The organism is Saccharibacillus brassicae (genome assembly GCF_006542275.1).
Lineage (GTDB): Bacteria > Bacillota > Bacilli > Paenibacillales > Paenibacillaceae > Saccharibacillus > Saccharibacillus brassicae.
Map to the genome: position 1 here is coordinate 2,020,144 of NZ_CP041217.1, position 20,256 is coordinate 2,040,399.

Below are 20,256 nucleotides of genomic sequence, written 5' to 3' on the forward strand. Positions count from 1 at the left end.
GGTTTCCCCCCTGTCACTATGCTTGTCTTTCGAAAGACTTTTCGAGACGGGCAAGCTTGCCCGCCAGGCTTCCGTCGTACAGCGTATTGCCGATCACGACTTTGGCGCCGCCAAGCACGCTTTTGTCTATCACGTTGTATATCGTAATTTTTTTGCCGGTCAGCATGCCGAAACGTTCGACGGCTGCGGCTTTCTCTTCTTCGGTCAAAGGAAACGCGCTGTATACGGTGGCATCGGCCACGCCGAGCGCTTCATTGGAAATCTGTTCGTAACTTTCGCGCAGTTCGCCGAACAGCTGGGTCCGTCCGCGTGCGATCAACAGTTCGACCGTGCGGATGACCGGTGCGGAGACACGGCCCGCAAAAGCGCCGTTCAGCACTTTTTGCTTGCCTTCGGCGGATACGCCGGGCGAAGACACGAACTTGTTCAGAGCCGGATCAGACGCGAAAGCTTCGGCGATGGCACGCAGCTCGGCCTGAGTCTCGGCGACTTTGCCTTCGGCGAAAGTCACTTCGAAAAGCGCGCGCGCATAACGTTTCGCGACCCGCGTATCGCGGCTCACGACTTCGTTCCTACGTCTTTCAGATACTGATCGACCAGGCCTTCGTTCGATTTTTCGTCGATCTCTTTTTCGATCAGCTTGGAAGCGATCTGTACGGAGACGCGTCCCACTTCGCCGCGCAGGGCAGCCATGGCTTTGTTCTTCTCGCTCTCGATATCGCGGAGCGCTTCGTCTTTCAGGCGCACGGATTCTTCTTTGGCCTGCGCGATCAGTTGATCGGCCTGCTTGCCGCTCGTCTGTCTCGATTGTTCAATGATGTCGTAAGCGTCTTTGCGTGCTTGCTGGAGCGCTTCTTTTTGCTGTTCCACGTAAGCGGCCGCTTCTTCGCGCGTCGCCGATGCCTCGTTCAACTGGCCAAGCACCAATTCCCGGCGCTTCTCCATGACGGACATCAGGGGTCCGATTGCATAGCGGCTGAGCAGCCAGTAGAGAATCAGAAACGCGAGCAGCGTAATCCATATTGAAGACCATACAATATCCATCTGAGTCACTCCTTCCCAGTTCAATGAACGGAACATAGATAAGTTTATTTCAATACGTAAAAAGTACTCATTCCAAAAAGAAGGCGCGGAGGCTGTGCCATCCCCGCCCTACTAGTTTTAAGTTATGCCGCGGCGTAGAAAATGAACGCCAGGACCACGCCGATGATCGGCAGTGCTTCGACCAGACCGACACCGATAAACATTGTCGTTTGCAGCGTCGATTTTGCTTCCGGCTGACGTGCGATACCCTCAACCGTTTTGCTGATGATCAGACCGTTACCAATACCTGCGCCGAGTGCGCCCAAACCGACTGCAATTGCAGCGGCAATCAATGCCATAGCTCCCAAACCCATTTGTGTAAGCCTCCTTAAGTATTAGAAAAATAATTGTTTATATAGCCAGCTTGGACAGCGGTTATGTACCCCTTATCCTTGCGTTGGACCCGTAAAGCGGTGAACCTGTGGAATCAGGCTAATGCTCGTCGTGCGTTTCGACCTTTTGGGAAATGTAGACCAGTGCCAGAATCGTAAAGACGAAAGCCTGGATCGCGCCTACGAAAATACTGAATCCTTGCCAGATCGCCATCAGCGGAATGGAAGCGATCATGCCTACGACGTTGACGGCTGCCAGCTTCAGGATCACGCTGATCAGAACCTCGCCGGCAAAGATATTGCCGTAGAGACGCATGCCGTGCGTCAGGAGACTGGAGAACTGCTCGATCAAGTTGATCGGGAAGAATACCGGATACGGCTCGAAGTAGTGCTTGAAATAAGCCTTGGTATTTTTCGTGATGCCCAGGAAGTGGACCAGGATGAAAATCATCGCGGCCAGCGCCATGGCGACGGAAACGTCGGCGGTAGGCGATTTCCAGAACGCGATCTCCACGTGCGGTTCCTGTCCTGCGGCGGCTGCCGAGTTGAACGCTTCCACGGCGGTAATGATCGGTTGGCCGAAGATTGTCGCTTCTTCCGCGCTGTGCGGATGCATTACGATACCGAACGGAAGGCCCAGCATGTTGCTGACGAAGATAAACATGATCAGCGTCACGGCCAGCGTTACGAAAGGTCTGCCTTTCTTCATGTCCATCGTTCCGGCCACCTGATTCTGAACGAATTCGATGACCCATTCCATGAAGTTCTGGAGCTTGCCCGGATTTTCGACGGACATGTTACGGGTTGCCAGCTTGGCAATCAGGAACACGACCGTACAGCTTACGATCAACATCAGGATGATCGAAAGATCGAAGCGCATCCCTCCGAGCATAATTATTGGAGCTTCATGCATTTTTTTCACCCCTTTCTTCAGCCAGTTTCTCTTTCTCCCTCCGCTTTTGCTCAAAGTAGAGGGCTTCTGCCTTGGTATCCTTGTGCGTGATCAAAATGCCTACGATCAGCAGGATAATCGGGGCTGCAACCAGGCTTGCCATCAGCGCGATCAAATTGACCTCATGCGGAAATTCGATAGCGACGACAAGAGCCGCAATCGCCGCAATCGCTCTCCAGGCAAAGCCCAGACCGCCCCGAGCCTTTCTTCCTTCCGACACCGCGTCCGTAATCTTACGAACCCGGTGACCCAAATAATACGCGCTCATACAGCTTACGCTTGCTCCGAAAACGATGCCCAATACCACCGGGTGATGATGGGGAGCGATCAGCATCCAACAGGCGCCGATCGCCAGGAGTGTATATGTAACGCGTGTAAGCCACCGCATGTATTTCGGTAATTCGCTAGTCATCGCTTCCCTCCAAAACTTTACGGACGAGCACGACTACGCCAAACGCTCCCACGGCCAATCCGACCAACACGCCAAGTCCGATCCAGAGACCGGAACCGCCTGTTTTTTCGTTGATCCAACGCCCGAAAAAAAATCCGAGCAGCGTAAACGAAACAAGCTCGAAACCGATAGCGCTGACAAGTCCGATCGCTTTCCAGGGGCCGCTTTTTCTGTTCGGGGCCATACGCTTCACCATCGCTTGTCAATCTCATAATCCTCATTCATTTTACTGAAAAGTAAGAGTTATTGTCAATTCGCCGAACTTTTCCTTTTGTGCCGCAATCCCTTGCCGATCAAGACTTTGGCCTGCCCGAAAGAAGGTGTCTTCACCTGCGAAAAAGCGGAATCCGGCATGCCGGCAAAACGTTGGGCGATCGTCCGAAGCGCGACGGGCAAGTTTTTGAAAGCGTATCAACCGTACAGCTATACTGTATACTGTTTACCTAGTCAATCACAATGCAACTTCAGGGCCATTTGTGTCCATTGTGTGAAATTCTTCCGGCCGTTCGGTTTTGACTCCGAAACTGTGCAGAATCGCATTGACAATACGCTGCGACGCTTTGCCGTCTCCGTACGGGTTGGCAGCCCGGCTCATGGAATCGTACAAAACGCTGTCGCTAAGCAGGGCTTGGGTCCGCGCATACACCGTCTCTTCTTCCGTGCCCACAAGTTCCAGCGTTCCGGCTTCGATGCCTTCCGGACGTTCCGTCGTATCGCGCAGGACGAGTACGGGCACGCCGAAAGAAGGCGCTTCTTCCTGCAGGCCGCCGGAGTCGGTCAGGATCAGGTGGGTATGCGGATAAAAATTGTGCAGGTCTACGACGTCGAGCGGATCGATCAGCGAAATGCGCGGATGATTGCCGAGAATTTCGTGGGCAGGCTCTTTGACGGCCGGACTCGGATGGACGGGATACACGATCGCCACGTCTTCGAATTCGTCGGCGATCCGCTTGACCGCGCGGAAAATGTTGCGGTGCGGTTCGCCCTGCGATTCGCGGCGGTGCGCCGTCATCAGGATCAGCCGCTTGCCTTTGGCCCAATCGAGTACCGGGTGGCTGTAATCGGGCTGCACGGTATATTGAAACACATCCGTGACCGTGTTGCCTGTGACATAAACGCTTGACTTCGATTTGTTCTCTTTGGCCAGGTTGCCTCCCGACCACGAAGTCGGAGCAAAATGCAGGTCGGCCAGAACGCCGGTCAGTTGGCGGTTCATCTCTTCCGGGTAAGGCGACAGCTTGTTCCAGGTGCGCAGCCCCGCTTCCACGTGACCGACTTTGATCTGCTGCATGAACGAAGCGTAGCTGGCCAGGAACGTCGTCAGCGTGTCGCCGTGCACGAGCACGATGTCCGGCTGGACTTCCCGCAGCACGGGCTCAAGGCCCTGCAGGACGCGGATCGAAATTTCGTTCAGCGTCTGGCGATCTTTCATAACGTCCAGATCGTAATCCGGCGTAATCTTGAATACTTCGAGCACCTGATCGAGCATCTGGCGATGCTGGGCCGTGACGCAGACGATCGACTCGATCTCTTCGGGGTGCTTCTCCAGCTCAAGAATGAGCGGGGCCATCTTGATCGCTTCCGGCCGAACGCCGAAAATCGTCATGACTTTAATTTTTTTCATCGGTATATTCGCTCGCTTTCCGCCCGGCATCCGGCCATTTCCGAAGCCGAACCGTGGGTTGCTCAAATGGATTCCTTCATTAAATAAGAAACAGGGCAAAATAAAAAAGAAGCGGCAAAACAGGAAAATCCCGCGCCGCTGCGCCCGAACTTACCGCCCGCCGCCAACTGTCTCCCGAAAAATCGTCGGACCGGTCCGGCAAAGCGGGCAGGCTCGTCCGTCGTTTACTTCGTTCCGTACAGACGGTCGCCCGCATCGCCGAGTCCCGGCACGATATAACCGTGATCGTCGAGGCGCTCGTCCAGCGCGGCCACGTAAATGTCCACGTCCGGATGCGCGTCCTGTACCGCTTTCACACCTTCCGGCGCCGCGATCAGGTTCATCATCTTGATCTGCGTGCAGCCGCGCTTCTTGAGCACGTCGATCGCCGCGATCGCGGAACCGCCGGTCGCCAGCATCGGATCGATAACGATCAGCTCGCGCTCCTGCACGTCCGTCGGCAGCTTCACGTAATACTCGACCGGCTGGAGCGTATTCGGATCGCGGAACAGGCCCACGTGGCCGACTTTGGCGGCCGGAAGCAGCTTCAGCACGCCGTCGAGCATGCCGAGGCCCGCGCGCAGAATCGGCACGAGGCCGAGCATGCGCCCGGAGATGACTTTGCCTTCGGTCTGCGTGACCGGCGTCTCTACCGGAATGGATTCCAGCGGGATTTCGCGCGTGATTTCGTACGCCATCAGCGTCGCGACTTCGTCGACAAGCTCTCGGAAGTCTTTCGTGTTCGTGTTAACGTCTCGGATAAAAGTCAGTTTGTGCTGGATCAGGGGATGATCGCAGATCACCAGTTTACTCATAAGGTTCGTCCCTCCGTACAATGTTCGGCATCGCCGGTTCCTGCCGCAAACGCGCGCAAAAACCGGCGATGTCCGTTTTCGGGAAATTCGTCTCGAATTCCGTTCCGGGTTCTTGGCACAGCTTGATGCTGCGCCCAAAGCCCCGTAAATCTTGTCCATTATAGCATTACGAAGCCCCTTGTGCATCCGCATTGAACGGTCCGACACAAAAACGTTTCCTTTCCCCCGTTTCGCGCCGGTTCTTTTGCGCACGCAAAAAGCCCCCGACCGGAATGCCGACCGGGGGCGCTGCGCGGCTACTGCCTGATTTAGCGTACTTTGAGATTGTCATAGGAAGCCTGAAGGTTCTCCTGCAGCTGTTCGCGCGTGTCGCGTCCCGCAATATACGACTGCATCAGATTGGCGTAATCCTGGGGCGTTCCGATCGGAAGCTGCTGGAAATACCAGTTGAGCGCTTTGCCTTCGTCGATATATGTGGTCAGATCTGTACCGAGCGGCCCCATGTCTTCCGGATCGGCTTCGATGTTCGTGAACGCCGGGATAAACTGGAACTTCTCGGTCAGGAACTGCTGGCCTTCCGGCGTGCCCGCCATCCAGTCGAGCAGCTCTTTCGCTTCTTCCTTGACCGGCGAATCTTTGTTGATGACCCAATAGGTCGGCACGCCGACGAACAGCTTGTCGTTCTCTCCCGCGTTCTCGCTGATCGGCATCGGCATCATCCCCACGTTCAAGTCGGGATTGATGCCGTCGAGCGTCGGCTGCACCCAGTTGCCCTGCTGCGTCATCGCCGCTTCGCCGTTCGCGAATGTGGACATCTGCGTATTGTAGTCCGTCGTCAGCGGATTGGCGCCGCCGTACTTGAGCGTCAAATCGAGCAGGTCGAGCCAGCCGTCGAACACCTCGTTGTTGACGATATCCGCGTTGCCGTCGTCGAGCGCCTGCATAAACGCTTCGGGATCTTTCTGCCGGGCAAACGGCACGTTGACGTTATGGTTGCCGAGCACCCACCATTCCGCGTAGGCGTTTACGAACGGCGTGTAGCCGGCTTTCTCGATTTTTTGGGCCGCTTTTTCCAGTTGGGACAGCGTCTTCGGAATTTCGGTCACGCCCGCTTTTTTGAAAATATCTTTGTTGTACAGGAAGCCGTACCCTTCGTAGTTCAGCGGGAAGCCGTACAGTTTGCCGTCCGCGCTCATCGGGTCTTTGGATACCTGATCCATGTTCGCGACCCACGGTTGATCCGACAGATCTTCCAGATATTCCAGCCACAGATCGCGCTCCTGGAACCCGCTGATCGTGAAAATATCGGGCTTGGCGCCGGCGGAAAAGCGGGATTTGAGCGAAGCCGCGTAGTCCGTGCCGCCGCCGACCGATTGAATATTGAGCGTCACGCCGGGATGAGATTCTTCGTACAGCTGCTTCATCTCCTGCAGTTGGTCGGAGATCTCGACTTTGCCCTGATAAATATTGATGACTTTGGTTCCGGCCTCGCCGGTACTTCCACCCTGCGCACACCCGGAAAGCGCGGTGGTCAAGGCCAGGGCGAGAGCGGGCAGCAGCATGCGTTTTTTGATCGACATCGAATACGTCCCCCTTACCCTTTCACGGCGCCGGCCGCGATGCCGGACACGATGTATTTTTGCATAGCCAGGAAAAAGATGATGACCGGCAGGATGCCGAGCACCAGAGCCGGAAGCGCCAAATCCCACTGCTTCGTGTACTGCCCGAACAGCATGTAGGTGGCGATCGGAATCGTCTGCAAATTTTCGCTCGTCAGGATCAGGGAAGGCAGCAGATAATCGTTCCAGATCCAGAGCGTGTTCAAGATAATGACCGTCACGTACATCGGACGCATCATCGGGTACACGATCCGGAAAAAGACGCCGTACGTCCCTGCCCCGTCCACGCGGGCCGCCTGTTCGATTTCGAGCGGAATGGCTTTCATGCTGCCCTGGAACAGGAACACCGACAGCGGCGCGCCGAACCCGATATAGCAAATGATAAGCCCCCACAGGCTGTCGCTCAGGCCGAACCGGCTCGTGATGTCCGTCAGCGGAAGCATGATCGACTGGAACGGAATGACCATCGCCGCCACGAAGACGCCGAACAGAATCCGGTTGAACAGCGAAGGACGGCGTACCATCTGGTAAGCGGCCATCGAACTGAGCAGGACGAGCAGCAGATTGCTGACGACCGTGATGATAAGCGAGTTTTTGAACGCGGACGGGAAGTTGATCGCTTCCCAGCCCGCCTTGTAGTTCGCCCACTGCAGCGAGCCCGGCAGAGCCGCGGCGTCGGACAGAATCTCGCCGAACGTCTTGAGCGAGTTCGAGAGCAGGAAATAAAACGGCACGAGGAACAGCAGGCCGACCAGTACGAGCACGACTTCGAGGATCAGCGTCTGCACCCGGTATCTCGAATCTTGTTCCATTACGCTTCAACCTCCCTGCTTTTGGTCGCGCGGACCTGAATGGCGGTAATGATCGCGACGATGACGAAGAAGATGACCGCTTTGGCGGTCCCGAGGCCGAGGCGGCTGTTCGTGAACGCTTCGCGGTAGATGTCGAGCGCCACGGAGCGGGTCGCGTTGAACGGTCCGCCGTTCGTCAGGGCCAGGTTCAGGTCGAACATTTTGAACGACCACGAGATCGTCAGGAACAGGCAGACCGTAACGGCCGGCATGACGAGCGGGAAAATGATTTTCCACAGCACCTGCGTCCGGTTCGCTCCGTCGATCTGCGCCGATTCCAGCACGTCTTTGGAGACGTTGCTCAGCGAAGCGATATAGATGACCATCAGGTAGCCGGCGTACTGCCAGACGAACACGATAACGATGCCCCAGAAAGCGGTCGGTTCGTTGCCCAGCCACGGAAGGTTGAAAAATCCGATGCCCGTCGCTTCGCCGATCGCGGCAAACCCGCGCACGAAGATGAACTGCCAAATAAACCCGAGCAGCAGGCCTCCGATCATGTTCGGCATGAAAAAGACGGTCCGCAGCACGTTTTTGCTCTTGAGCGGCTTGGTCAGGAAATACGCGAGGAAAAAGCCGAGCAGGTTGGTCGCCAGCACGGCCACCACCGTGAAGCGTACCGTAAACCAGAAAGCGTTGCGGAATTCCGGGTCCGCCGTAAAGACGTGAACGTAATTGTTCAGTCCGACGAATTCCAGATTCTGCGAGACCCCGTTCCAGTTCGTCATCGAATAATAGATGCCGAGCAGGAACGGGATGAGGACGATCATTACGAAAAAGATCGTCGTCGGTCCCACGAATACGAGCTGCTGTGTCAGCTGCGAAAGTTTTTTTCGGTTCAACGTAATCCCTCCTTGGTTCGTTGTCTCCAGTATGTAAGCGATCCAGCGATAAAAAACGCTCTCTGTCTATATACCCCGTTTCGGCCGTTTTCCGTCATATGGGTTCAATATCCGTAAATACCCGTCAGCTCTCATGCCGATTGCCGAACGGAAAACGGGGAGGAAAAGCGAGGCGGAGAGCGAAACGGAACACAAGGCAAAGAACGATACAGCGAGGAAAAAGCGGAAATCGCAGCGGAAAACGACAAAAAACCCGGCTCGGAAAGAGCCGGGTGAACAGCGGTGCAGGTCCGTTCGAACAACGAACGGAAAACGGAATCCTAGTATTGCAGGTCCGGGTACAGCGGGAAGCGGTCGGTCAGTTCTTTGACTTCCGCGCTCGCTTTGGACAGGACGGTCTCGTCTTTTGGCGATTTCAGGACGGAAGCGATGATACGTCCGATCGACTTCATCGCGTCTTGGTCCATACCGCGCGAAGTGGCGGCCGGCGTGCCGATGCGGATCCCGCTCGTAATGAACGGGCTCGTCGTATCGAAAGGAATCGCGTTCTTGTTAACCGTGATGCCGACAGAGTCGAGCACGTGCTCGGCTTCTTTGCCCGTAATGCCCACGCCGCGCGTGTCGATCAGCATCAGATGGTTGTCGGTACCGCCCGACACGATCTCCAGGCCTTCCGCGACCAGAGTCTCGGCCAATACGCGGGCATTGTCGATGACGTTCTGCGCGTACACTTTGAACGAAGGGTCCAGCGCTTCGCCGAACGCGACGGCTTTGGACGCGATCACGTGCATGAGCGGTCCGCCCTGCGTGCCCGGGAACATCGCTTTGTCGATCGCCTGCGCCCAAGGCTTCTTGCACAGGATCATGCCGCCGCGCGGTCCGCGCAGCGTCTTGTGCGTCGTCGTCGTCACGAAGTGGGCATGCGGCACCGGCGACGGATGCAGGTCGGCCGCGACGAGGCCGGCGATATGCGCCATGTCGACCATGAACAGCGCGCCCACGTCGTTCGCGATCGAAGCCATCGCTTCGAAATCGATCGTGCGCGGATAAGCGCTGGCGCCGGCTACGAGCATGCGAGGGCGATGCTTGAACGCCGCTTTGCGCACTTCGTCGTAGTCGATGCGGAAGTTGTCTTCGCGTACGCCGTACGCCACGAAGTTGTACAGGATGCCGGAAGCGTTGACCGGGCTGCCGTGCGTCAGGTGGCCGCCGTGGGCCAGATTCATGCCGAGGACGGTATCGCCCGCTTTGAGCGCGGCCAGATATACGCCCAGATTGGCCTGCGCGCCGGAGTGCGGCTGCACGTTGACGTGCTCCGCGCCGAACAGCTGCTTGGCGCGGTCGCGCGCCAGATCTTCGACGATATCGACGTGCTCGCAGCCGCCATAGTAGCGTTTGCCCGGATAACCTTCGGCATATTTATTGGTCAGCACCGAGCCCATCGCTTCGATAACGGCTTCGCTGACGATGTTCTCGGATGCGATCAGTTCGATGTTCGCTTTTTGACGGTCCAGTTCCAATCCCATTGCTTTCAATACGGCCGGGTCGCTTTTTCTCAAGTTCTCCATGTTTACGTGTTCCTCCCTGGGTTTGAAAAATATCGTCTGTATTCGCATGAGGCAAAAATCGGGCAAACGCGGACAAAATCGGACCTTGCTCACTTCGCTTCATTGCCGCGTCGCGGCGAAGCGCTTATAGGGACTTGTCTCGCAGCCTGTCTCCAGACTTGCGGAAATCTTCCGGGCAAATTCTGCGCCGAACTTGCCCGGACCGGATTCGACTACTCGCAAAACGTCGAATCTTCTTCTTCCGCGATACGGTATTGCGCCCGTTCCCCGCCGATCAGCGGCGGACGGGTCAAAGCGGCATTGACGCGCGCTTCGCCGATCTGGCGCACGGACAGCCGCAGCGGAACCGCGACGCGGCGCAGATGCATGCCGATCAGCGTCTCCCCGATATCGATTCCGGCATGCGCCTCGATAGTCTCGGCCAGCGCCGGTTCGTCCATGCCGCGGTACGCGGCGGAAGCCATCGAGCCGCCCGCTTTCGGTACCGGCACCGCCGATACTTCGCGCAGGTTCAACCGTTCGAGCACTGTCCGTTCCAGCACGAGCGCACGGTTGAGGTGCTCGCAGCACTGGTAAGCGACGTCGAAGCCGAACTCCCGCTGCACGCTGCGGATGCCGGCGAGCAGCGACTGCGCGACGTCCAGCGCGCCCGACGTCCCGATATGGCGGCCGGCCACTTCGCTGGTGCTCGTGCCAACGACCAGCACTTTGCCGGCCTTCAGCCCTGCCGTCTGCGCCAGTTCCCTGATCGCCTGCTCCGCCTGCTCTTGAATCTGATCTGCACGTTCCATTCTGCCCACTCTCCTTCGCTGAGTCTCGTTCGCCGCAATATCGGCGTTCCTCTAACGATCATAACGCCGAACGGAAACAAAGGAAAGCCGGCAAAAAAACAAAAAGAGCGACCTCGCGCGAAAAACGCGAAGCTGCTCTTTGCCCAGGCGACCGGCCGATAACTCCGGTGCTCCATCGTGGTTGAACCCACATTTGTCGCCAGTTACACCGGATCTGTAAATTTAAATTCATCATAAGGCAACAACCGGCAAAAATCAACTTAAACTTGCGCGAAACCCGGACGAAAAACGCCGGAGGCGCGGGGGTGTTCGGGAGTGGGGTGAGCGTTAGAGGGAGCGCGAGAGAGCGGCGGGTCCGAGGGGCGGGCGAAGCGCGGAAGGGAGAGCGCGAAGGGCGGCGCAGCGGGGAGCGCGGCGGCCGGGCGTTGGGGGAGCCGCGGGCAGAGCGCGAGAAGCCGCGGGCCCGAGGGGCGGGGCGAAACCTGATTTCCCTAAAGCTAACGAATCGTCAGCACGCTAAAGGGTCGTTTTTCGCTCTTCTCGATTTCTAACGAATCGTCAGACTGTTATTCGGCGTTATCGGCTGCAAAAACCTGTTTTGCGCCCAAATAGCGTGACTAGGATTCGTTAAAATCGGAAAAACGCCAAAAACCCTCAAATAGCGCGCTGAGGGTTCGTTAGGATTTGTCGGCGTACTGTTGGAGGCGTCGGAGCGGGTTGGACCGCCTCGAACTTTGGAGGAAGCAGTTGGTGGCTGTCCGTTCGGCGATTAGCAGTTAGCATTTGGTGATTGCCGGTTGGCGGCTGCCGCGTTACGGCCTGCTTTCGTTTTGCAGCTTGTCGAGCAGGCGGTCGAGCGCCGCGCGGATCTCGGCGGCCGTCGATTCGTACTCGTCGCGTGAGCCGCCGAACGGATCGGAGATATCGAACTGCGGAATGCGCTGGCGCAGCTCGATCATCCGCTGGCGCGCCGAAGCTTCCGGAGCTTCCCCGAGCGCACGGGACAGTTCGGCGGACGCCGTCAGGCTGTCGAACTCTTCGAGATCGCCCAACACGTTGGGATCGTCTTCCACGTATTCTTTGAGCGTGAACGTGCGTTCGAACGCGTGCGGAAAATGGCGCAGTACGTGACTCTTGTGCGAACCGGTCAGCGTGAGAATAAGATCGGCCCACTCCACCAGATCCGCGTCGAGCGGAGAAGAAGTCAACCGGTCGTCGATACTGTGGTCGCGCAGCACCGCTTCGGCCTGACGGGAGATCGGAACGCCCCGCGAGGCGGCCACGCCCGCCGAACGCACTTCGACTGTCACCCCGCGCTGCCGCGCCATCTGCCGCAGCAGCGCTTCGGCCATCGGACTGCGGCACGTATTGCCCGTGCATACGAATAAAATATGTGTCATGGGAACCGTCTCCTTTGCCTGAAAATGAAATTCGATCGAGTGCAAGCCGTTTGGCGCATACGTCTAAATCTAAAGTCGGTGAATCCGGCCGCCGGCGGCTTTCTCCATGCGGTTCATGACGGCCGCGCCGATCCCTTCCTCGCCGCAGCCTTCGGCCAGCATGTACGTCGTGCCTTCGTCGTCGAAACGCCGCAGCGCCGCGTACAGCCGCGCGGCGGCCTGCCGCAGGTCGCTGCGGCTGCCGAGCGTCAGCGCGACGTCCGCGAAGTCGCGGACGTGCTCCAGATGCTCGTCGAACACGAGCACGCCGGTCCGCTCGCCGCGGGCCTGCGCGGCGGCGAGTAGCTCGCGGATCTTGTCCGCGACCGCGCTTTCGGCGCCGAGCACCAGTTCGAGCCGGCCGCTCGGCGCGTAGTGCGCGTACTTCATACCCGGCGAACGCGGCGCTTCGTCCGCGCCTTCGGCAGCGGAAGCGGCCGCAGACGGGTCCGCCGGCCCGGCGCCGAGCGCCGCTTCGGCTCCCGTGTCGCCCGGCCCCGCGCTGCCTTCGCGCCCGGCAGCTCCAGCTCCGCCCGGCTCTACGCCGCTTTCGCCCGCACTGCCTTCGCTCCCGCCGCCGGCCCGACCCGGCCCTACGCCGCCTTCGCTCCCGGCAGCGCCAGCTCCGCCCGGCCCTACGCCGCTTTCGCCCGCGCCGCCGCCGCCCCGCCCCATCGCGGCGGAACGCTCCCCGGCCGCAGCCGCCGGGTCAATGTCCGCGCCTTCGGCCGCGGACACGGCGCGCACTTCCGCGCCGAGTACCCGGCCGAGTGCCTCGGCCGGGATGCCGCCCGGGCGCAGCACGGTCGCCCCGCCTGCGGCGTTCGTCCGCACGACGGTCGACTCGACGCCCACGCCGGCCGGCCCGCCGTCGACGATGCCGTCGATCCGGCCGTCCAGATCTTCCCGCACGTGGCTCGCGAGAGTCGGGCTCGGGCGTCCCGACCGGTTCGCGCTGGGCGCCGCGAGCGGACAGCCCGACGCTCGGATCAGCGCCAGGGCGATGCCGTGGTCCGGCATGCGAACCGCTACCGTGTCGAGCCCCGCCGTCACTTTCGGCGACAAAGCGCCCGGCCGTACCGGCAGGACGAGCGTCAGCGCCCCCGGCCAGAACGCGTCCATCAGCTTCGAGTCCGCTGCGGTCACTTCAAGCACGAGCGCGTCCAGTTCCGCGCGGTCGGCGATATGCACGATCAGCGGATTGTCCGACGGGCGCCCTTTGGCGGCGAAGATGCCTTCGACCGCCGCCGTGTTCCGGGCGTCCGCGCCGAGGCCGTACACGGTCTCGGTCGGAAAAGCGATCAGGGCTCCGTCTGACAGCAGCTGCGCGGCTTCCGCGATGCTGGCCTGCTCCTGCGCCGAATTGTTCCCCGTGGAACCGTGCCCGGCCGGCCCGACGGTCCAAATACGTGTATATGCTTGTCCTTCAACGCCTGCGTTCATGTTTTAACCTCTTTCTTCCGCTTGAATCAACCGTTTCGAACAGGCAAAAGCCGGCACCTTTCGGAGACGGCCCTTGCTTTTATTTTTGCTTTTATTTTCGCTCCGGCTCGCCCTTATCGGGATCGCAACGCGTTATTCGCTTTCCCCGCGCGAAGCTCTCGTACGGTTGGCGCCAAAAGACGGAAGCTTGAAGCCCCGCTCTTTGCGGCCCGCTTTTTTGTCGGCTTCGTCCAAATGGTCGGTCTGCAGCCGGTCTTCCATCTCGATCACTTCCTGGTTGTGCACGTGAATGCTCATAACGATGCCCATGCTGGCCATATTGATCAGCAGGGACGTGCCTCCGTAGCTGATAAACGGCAGCGTGATACCGGTGATCGGCATGATGCCGATGTTCATGCCCACATTTTCGAAAATCTGATACAGGAACATCGCCACGATGCCCACGATAATGAACGGACCGGCGCGGTCGCGGCATTCCAGGGCGATCACGATCATGCGGTGAATCAAGATGAAGTACAGCAGCAGCAGAAACGCCATGCCGACAAAGCCGAACTCTTCGCCGACCACCGTGATGATGGAATCGGCATACGTATACGGCACTTTTTTCGACAGATCGCCGTTCATATACCCTTTGCCCAGCATGCCTCCGCTCGCAATCGCTTCAAGCGCGTTTTTGGCATGGTAGCTGTCTTCGGCCGCGTCGGGCAGCAGAATCGGATCGAGACGCGTCAGGTAGTGACTCTGCTCCGGCATGTTTTTCTCCATAAAAGTCACGATGTCCGCATGGTACGTCTGATACGCCGTCGTCCCTCCGTACAGACCGCCTCCGGCCAGCACGATAAAGATCAGCGCATGCGTATACTTCACGTTGCCGATCCACAGCAGCGCCGCCACGATGATCGCGTAGCAGAGGGCGTTGCCGAGGTCGTTTTGCACGATGACGATCATGAACGGAATGAGCGCGACCAGCCCGATCGGCACGACGTCTTTCCAAAAGCGCAGCTTCTCCCGCTGTTTGCGGACGAGAAAAGCGCCGATACCGATAATGAGGACGAGCTTGAACACTTCGGCCGGCTGGATGCTGACCCCGACGTTGATCCAGCCGCGCGCTCCGTTGATGACGACGCCGAGCGGCGACCAGACGAGCATCAGCATGCCAATCCCGAACACGTACAAATAAGGCGCGTACTTGATCAACAGACGGTAATTGAAAAAAGTCATCGCGACCACGAGCAGGAAGCCTAGCACGTAGTACGGAACCATTTTGGTGGCGGAATTGACGATATTGGCATCGGACGAGTCCACGACCGCACTGTGAATGACCGCAATCGAAATGCCCGCGAACATCAGCAGAATGACGATGATCGTCCAATCGATGTTTTTGATCTTGCCCAGCATTGCCGCAGCCTCCCCGTTAACACGCCCGGGCCGGTTGGGGCGCCGCGTGTCGGTAGATTTCAGAACCGTTGATCGCCTTGCACGTTCACGTCATGCGGACTTCGCGCTTACGCTTTGCCCGAACGTCCCATTCTCGACAGCGCGCCGCGCATGGCCTGCATGCCGCCGCCGTCGTCGTTTTTGGAATCTTTGATGTCCGAGAACTCGTCCTTGGCGGCGTCTTCCCGCGTGCACGCCCGGATGCTCATAACGACGCCGATGCTCGCCATATTGATCAGCAGCGACGTGCCGCCGTAGCTGATAAACGGCAGCGTGATTCCCGTCAGCGGCATCAGGCCGATAAACATGCCGATATTTTCGAAAATCTGGTACATGAACATCGCCACGATGCCCACGATAATGTACGACCCGACCCGGTTCCGGCATTCCAGCGCGATGACGATCATCCGATGGATCATAATAAAGTACAGGACGAGCAGCAGCGAGATGCCGACGAAGCCGAATTCCTCGCCGATCACGACGATGATGGAGTCCGAATACGTATACGGCACGAGCGACCCGTTCGGGTTCTGCACCATTTCGCCCTGCTTGAAGCCCTGCCCGGTCATGCCTCCGCCCGCAATCGCGTATTTGCCGTTCTTGGTCTGCCACGAAGCGTCGCGGCTTGCCTCTTCGGGCATCAGCCACGGATCGATCCGGTCGAGCCAGTGGGCACGGTCCAGCGTATTCGTCATGAAGTCCGAGACTTCGTCATGGTAGGTGACATACCCTTTGATGCCGCCGAACAACAGACCCGCGCCGAGCACGAAGATGATGAACGCGTGCAGGAACTTCAGGTTGCCGATCCACAGCAGGCCGAGCAGGATCAGGACGTAGCTGAGCGCGTTGCCCAGATCGTTCTGCGCCATGACGACCGCGAACGGGACAAACGCGACGAGCCCGATCGGGACGACGTCGGCAAAAAAGCCCAGTTTGTCTTTGTTCTTGCGGGCCAGCAGCGAAGCGATCGTAATCACGAGCGCCAGCTTGAACAGCTCCGCCGGCTGCATGCCGACCGGGCCGAGCTTCAGCCAGCCCTGCGCGCCGTTCTGCGTCTGGCCCAGCGGGGTCAGCGTCAGCAGAAGCAGCAGCATGCCGAGCGCGTAGACCGCCCAGAAATATTTGGTGTAGAGGCGGTAGTCGACCAGCGTCATCAGGAAGACGACGCCGAAGCCGAGAATGTAATAAAAGATCATCTGCGTATCCAGCCCCGCGAACTTGTCGCCGTTCGAGACCGCGCTGTGCACGACGGGAATGCAGATGCCCATCATCATCATCAAGATGATAACGAGGGTCCAATCGGTGTGTTTCCATTTCGTCAGCATGCTTTGCGTTTCCTCCGAAAAGCCTGTTCAAGGCCGGTTATTCCCTCTGTCGGCGCATGGATATGCGTCTTCTCTATTCTTCTCTATATTGTAGGCGATAATAAACCCCTTGTCATGTGGACGAAGTCCCGCCTGCCGACCCCTGCGGCGGCAGCAAGAAGGCGAGGCGCGGCGGAAGCATTCCGTTCGCGTTCCTCGCCCTCTTGGCCCAGCCGCTCCCGGACGGCGTCCCTGGCGTCAGGCGATCCCGATCACGTGCCGGCCGATACCGGCCAGATCGAACACGGTCTCGATCGTACGCCAGCTGCCGCGCGATCGCAGCATCTCTTCGACAGCGTCCGCCTGGCCCATGCCCAGCTCAAACGCGATCAGCTTCGGATCGCGCTCCAGCAGGCCGAGCTGCTTCATGATCTCGCGGTACGGCCACAGTCCGTCCGGACCGCCGTCCAGCGCGCCGCGCGGTTCGAAGTCCCGCACTTCCGGCTGAAGTTCCTCGATGTCGGCCGCCGGAATGTACGGCGGATTCGACACCAGAATATCGAAAGCCCGGCCCGCGAACGGCTCCAGCAGGCTGCCTTCGCGGAATTCCACGTCCGCGCCCAGCCGCTGGGCGTTGCGCTGCGCCACGCCCAGCGCCCCTTCGGAAATATCGCTCGCCGTGACGACGAGCTCCGGCCGCAGCAGCTTCAGGCTGATTGCGATCGCGCCGCTGCCCGTGCCGACGTCGAGCACCGCAGGCGAACCTTGCGGCCACAGCGCCTTGGCCCGGGTCAGCACCGCTTCGACGAGCAATTCCGTTTCCGGGCGCGGAATAAGCACTTCCGGCGTCACTTCGAACGTAAAGCCGTAAAATTCCTGATCGCCCAAAATGTACTGCGCCGGCTCGCCGTCGCCTTTGCGGGTAATCGCGTTCTCGCAGCGTTCCCCGAATTCGTACGGGAACGGATCGCGCAGCGCCATGACGTACTGCGCGCCCGACAGGCCCAATATTTCCTTCAACAGCAGCCGCGTATTGTCGTCGGCTTCTTCCACGCCCCGTTCCCGCAAAAAAGAAGAAGCCCCCGCAAAGGCTTCCCGGAGCGTCAAGCCTTCGCGCAAATGAAAGCCGCCCCGGCCCGAACGTACCCTGTTCAACAGAATCAAACTCCCTTTTCGTCGATCAGGTCGGTCTGTTCGGCGATCGTCAGCGCGGATACGATCTCCTGGATGTCGCCGTTCATGATCTGGTCGAGCTTGTGCATGGTCAGGCCGATGCGGTGGTCGGTGACGCGGCTTTGCGGGAAGTTATAGGTCCGGATGCGTTCGCTGCGGTCGCCCGTTCCGACTTTGCTTTTGCGTTCGCCGGCATATTTCGCTTCTTCTTCCTGGCGCATCACGTCGTAGATCCGCGAGCGAAGCACCTGAAGCGCTTTTTCCTTGTTTGAGTTCTGCGATTTGCCGTCCTGGCACGTCGCCACGATGCCGGTCGGCACGTGCGTGACGCGCACGGCCGATTTGGTCGTGTTGACGGACTGGCCGCCCGCTCCGCTGGAGCAGAACGTATCGACGCGGATGTCTTTGTCGCTGATGATGATGTCTACCGCTTCGACTTCCGGCAGCACGGCTACCGTCGAGGTCGACGTATGGATACGGCCGCCCGATTCCGTCGCCGGAATCCGCTGGACGCGGTGCGCGCCGCTCTCGTATTTCATTTTGCTGTAGGCGCCGCGTCCGTTGATCATGAAGATGACTTCCTTGAAGCCGCCCAGATCGCTTTCGTTCACGTCCATCAGCTCGACTTTCCAGCCCTGCGTGTCGGCATAGCGGCTGTACATGCGGTACAGGTCCGCCGCGAACAGCGCCGCTTCGTCGCCGCCGGCCGCGCCGCGGATCTCGACGATGACGTTCTTCTCGTCGTTCGGATCTTTCGGCAGCAGCAGGACGCGAATCATCTCTTCCAGCTCGTTGCGGCGCGTCGACAGTTCGTCGATTTCCATTTTGACCATTTCGCGCATCTCGTCGTCCAGCTTTTCGCCCTGCATTTCCTTGGCGGCTTCGAGGTCTGCGACGACTCGTTTGTATTCGGTGTAGGCTTCGTACGACGGCTGCAGATCGGACTGCTCTTTGGAGTAGTCGCGCAGCTTCTTGGAGTCGCTGGCTACGTCGGGGTCGCACAGCAGTTCGCTCAGTTTGTCGTAACGGTCTACCAGGGCTTGCAATTTATCCAACAAGGCCGTTCACCTCTTTATCGATAATAGTGTTTGTCTGAAGAAGAATAGGAACCCTTGGTCTAGATCAAAAAGCCGTTCACACAAGACTGTGGTGACGACTCATAATTATAGCATGAATTCCCACTTTTTCATATCCCGAATTCCGCGAGCGGCGCGGGACGTGGCCCTTTCGACGGAGCCGGTTAGAGCCAGGGCGAAATCGGGTATTAAGCGGTGAAACGCAAACGACGAGGAGGCTTCCGCAAATGGCAAACCGCAAGCTGGGAACGCAGGGACTTGAAGTATCGGCGCTCGGCCTGGGCTGCATGGGCATGTCCGAATTCTACGGCGAGACCGACGAACAGGAATCGCGGCGCGTGCTGGACCGGGCGCTGGAGAGCGGCATCACGTTCTACGACACGGCGGACATGTACGGCAGCGGGCGCAACGAAGAACTGATCGGGCCTTTTGTGCAAAAAAACCGGGATCAAGTGGTGCTCGCTACCAAATTTGGCAACCGCCGCGGTCCGAACGGAGAATACCTCGGCATCAGCGGACGCCCGGAATACGTGCGCGAAGCGTGCGAGAACAGTCTGCGCCGCCTCGGCGTGGAGACGATCGACCTGTATTACCAGCACAGGGTCGATCCCGATACGCCGATCGAAGAAACGGTCGGCGCCATGAGCCGGCTCGTCGAAGAAGGCAAAGTCCGCTACCTCGGCCTGTCCGAAGCGGCGCCGGAGACGATCCGCCGCGCGTACGCCGTCCATCCGATCTCGGCGCTTCAGACCGAATATTCGCTCTGGAGCCGCGACGTCGAAGACGGGATTCTGCCGATCTGCCGGGAACTCGGTATCGGCTTCGTTCCGTACAGCCCGCTCGGACGCGGCTTCCTGACCGGACAGATCCAATCGCCGGAAGATTTCGCCGCGGACGACTTCCGCCGCCACTCCCCGCGCTTTCAGGGCGAGAACTTCGCCAGGAACCTTGAACTCGTCGAGCGGATCAAGCAGATCGCCGGCGAGAAGAACTGCGCGCCGTCCCAGCTCGCGCTATCCTGGCTGCTCGCCCAGGGCGACGATATCGTGCCGATTCCCGGGACGAAGAAAATCAAATACCTGCTGGAAAACGTCGGAGCGTTGGACGTCTCGCTGACCGCGGAAGACCTTCGGCGGATCGACGAAGCCGCGCCGCAGGGCTCGGCCGCCGGCCTGCGCTATCCGGAATCCGGGATGAACACACTTAACAAGTAAGCTTTTCCGAATACCGCCGAGAGCGGTACCGTTCGCGGGCCGTTCTTCGCTTGTCCTTCTTCTCGCGCTTCCCGCCTCCTGACCGCCTTCGTGCGGGCAGGGGGCTTTTTGCATATCCGCTTTTCCGCCAAACAAACAAAATACAATATCGTTTAGCTTTTGACAAACAAAAGTGTGATGTGTTTATATATAGATAAAAATCA

At 58.9% G+C, this 20,256-nt stretch carries 20 protein-coding genes and 1 riboswitch; of the genes, 1 reads left to right on the forward strand and 19 read right to left on the reverse strand.

The features are described from left to right. Positions 1 to 16 precede the first annotated feature (16 nt). From FFV09_RS08485 to prfA, 19 genes are all read right to left on the reverse strand, one after another. Positions 17 to 562, reverse strand: a complete 546-nt coding sequence (locus FFV09_RS08485) for a F0F1 ATP synthase subunit delta (protein WP_141447430.1) — start codon at positions 560 to 562, stop codon at positions 17 to 19. Continuing rightward, positions 559 to 1,044 (reverse strand): F0F1 ATP synthase subunit B, encoded by a 486-nt coding sequence (gene atpF, locus FFV09_RS08490; RefSeq protein WP_141447431.1) that lies wholly within the window; start codon positions 1,042 to 1,044, stop codon positions 559 to 561. Before atpF ends, FFV09_RS08485 begins: the two co-directional genes overlap by 4 nt. A gap of 122 nt (positions 1,045 to 1,166) precedes the next feature. Then, positions 1,167 to 1,391: a F0F1 ATP synthase subunit C gene (atpE, locus tag FFV09_RS08495; protein WP_087798618.1), complete on the reverse strand. Its 225-nt coding sequence runs from the start codon at positions 1,389 to 1,391 to the stop codon at positions 1,167 to 1,169. Between the two features lie 124 nt (positions 1,392 to 1,515). Next, on the reverse strand, positions 1,516 to 2,328 hold the full coding sequence (gene atpB / locus FFV09_RS08500; RefSeq protein WP_141447433.1) for a F0F1 ATP synthase subunit A: 813 nt from the start codon (positions 2,326 to 2,328) through the stop codon (positions 1,516 to 1,518). Further along, positions 2,321 to 2,779: an ATP synthase subunit I gene (locus tag FFV09_RS08505; protein ID WP_141447434.1), complete on the reverse strand. Its 459-nt coding sequence runs from the start codon at positions 2,777 to 2,779 to the stop codon at positions 2,321 to 2,323. The genes atpB and FFV09_RS08505 overlap by 8 nt, the downstream gene beginning before the upstream one ends. Continuing rightward, the gene (locus FFV09_RS08510; RefSeq protein ID WP_141447435.1) at positions 2,772 to 3,014 is read right to left on the reverse strand and encodes an AtpZ/AtpI family protein; all 243 of its coding nucleotides are present in this window, start codon (positions 3,012 to 3,014) and stop codon (positions 2,772 to 2,774) included. The genes FFV09_RS08505 and FFV09_RS08510 overlap by 8 nt, the downstream gene beginning before the upstream one ends. A 255-nt stretch (positions 3,015 to 3,269) precedes the next feature. Beyond that, positions 3,270 to 4,442: a non-hydrolyzing UDP-N-acetylglucosamine 2-epimerase gene (gene wecB, locus FFV09_RS08515; protein ID WP_141447436.1), complete on the reverse strand. Its 1,173-nt coding sequence runs from the start codon at positions 4,440 to 4,442 to the stop codon at positions 3,270 to 3,272. A gap of 224 nt (positions 4,443 to 4,666) precedes the next feature. Then, on the reverse strand, positions 4,667 to 5,296 hold the full coding sequence (gene upp, locus FFV09_RS08520; RefSeq protein WP_087798616.1) for a uracil phosphoribosyltransferase: 630 nt from the start codon (positions 5,294 to 5,296) through the stop codon (positions 4,667 to 4,669). A gap of 308 nt (positions 5,297 to 5,604) precedes the next feature. Further along, on the reverse strand, positions 5,605 to 6,876 hold the full coding sequence (locus FFV09_RS08525) for an ABC transporter substrate-binding protein (protein WP_141447437.1): 1,272 nt from the start codon (positions 6,874 to 6,876) through the stop codon (positions 5,605 to 5,607). Positions 6,877 to 6,890: 14 nt separating this feature from the next. Then, a complete protein-coding gene (locus tag FFV09_RS08530; RefSeq protein WP_141447438.1) occupies positions 6,891 to 7,727 on the reverse strand; it encodes a carbohydrate ABC transporter permease in 837 nt (278 codons plus the stop codon). Continuing rightward, positions 7,727 to 8,608, reverse strand: coding sequence for a carbohydrate ABC transporter permease (locus FFV09_RS08535; RefSeq protein WP_141447439.1), 882 nt, complete (start codon positions 8,606 to 8,608; stop codon positions 7,727 to 7,729). The genes FFV09_RS08530 and FFV09_RS08535 overlap by 1 nt, the downstream gene beginning before the upstream one ends. A gap of 320 nt (positions 8,609 to 8,928) precedes the next feature. Next, positions 8,929 to 10,176: a serine hydroxymethyltransferase gene (locus FFV09_RS08540; protein ID WP_141447440.1), complete on the reverse strand. Its 1,248-nt coding sequence runs from the start codon at positions 10,174 to 10,176 to the stop codon at positions 8,929 to 8,931. A gap of 212 nt (positions 10,177 to 10,388) precedes the next feature. Continuing rightward, positions 10,389 to 10,967 (reverse strand): TIGR01440 family protein, encoded by a 579-nt coding sequence (locus tag FFV09_RS08545; protein ID WP_141447441.1) that lies wholly within the window; start codon positions 10,965 to 10,967, stop codon positions 10,389 to 10,391. Between the two features lie 134 nt (positions 10,968 to 11,101). Continuing rightward, positions 11,102 to 11,184: riboswitch (ZMP/ZTP riboswitch) on the reverse strand. 595 nt (positions 11,185 to 11,779) lie between these two features. Next, the gene (locus tag FFV09_RS08550; RefSeq protein WP_141447442.1) at positions 11,780 to 12,367 is read right to left on the reverse strand and encodes a low molecular weight protein arginine phosphatase; all 588 of its coding nucleotides are present in this window, start codon (positions 12,365 to 12,367) and stop codon (positions 11,780 to 11,782) included. A gap of 69 nt (positions 12,368 to 12,436) precedes the next feature. After that, entirely contained in the window at positions 12,437 to 13,849 is a 1,413-nt protein-coding gene (locus FFV09_RS24105; RefSeq protein ID WP_246098506.1) for an L-threonylcarbamoyladenylate synthase, read from the reverse strand. 132 nt (positions 13,850 to 13,981) lie between these two features. Then, positions 13,982 to 15,247, reverse strand: a complete 1,266-nt coding sequence (locus FFV09_RS08565) for an FtsW/RodA/SpoVE family cell cycle protein (protein ID WP_141447443.1) — start codon at positions 15,245 to 15,247, stop codon at positions 13,982 to 13,984. Positions 15,248 to 15,354: 107 nt separating this feature from the next. Beyond that, complete coding sequence (locus FFV09_RS08570; protein ID WP_141447444.1) at positions 15,355 to 16,611, reverse strand: FtsW/RodA/SpoVE family cell cycle protein; 1,257 nt, start codon at positions 16,609 to 16,611, stop codon at positions 15,355 to 15,357. A 237-nt stretch (positions 16,612 to 16,848) separates the two neighbouring features. Then, positions 16,849 to 17,745: a peptide chain release factor N(5)-glutamine methyltransferase gene (gene prmC, locus FFV09_RS08575; protein WP_141447445.1), complete on the reverse strand. Its 897-nt coding sequence runs from the start codon at positions 17,743 to 17,745 to the stop codon at positions 16,849 to 16,851. A gap of 5 nt (positions 17,746 to 17,750) precedes the next feature. Beyond that, the gene (gene prfA, locus FFV09_RS08580; protein ID WP_141447446.1) at positions 17,751 to 18,821 is read right to left on the reverse strand and encodes a peptide chain release factor 1; all 1,071 of its coding nucleotides are present in this window, start codon (positions 18,819 to 18,821) and stop codon (positions 17,751 to 17,753) included. 245 nt (positions 18,822 to 19,066) lie between these two features. Here prfA and FFV09_RS08585 point away from each other — a divergent pair, with 245 nt between their 5' ends. Further along, on the forward strand, positions 19,067 to 20,053 hold the full coding sequence (locus tag FFV09_RS08585; RefSeq protein ID WP_141447447.1) for an aldo/keto reductase: 987 nt from the start codon (positions 19,067 to 19,069) through the stop codon (positions 20,051 to 20,053). Positions 20,054 to 20,256: the final 203 nt, after the last annotated feature.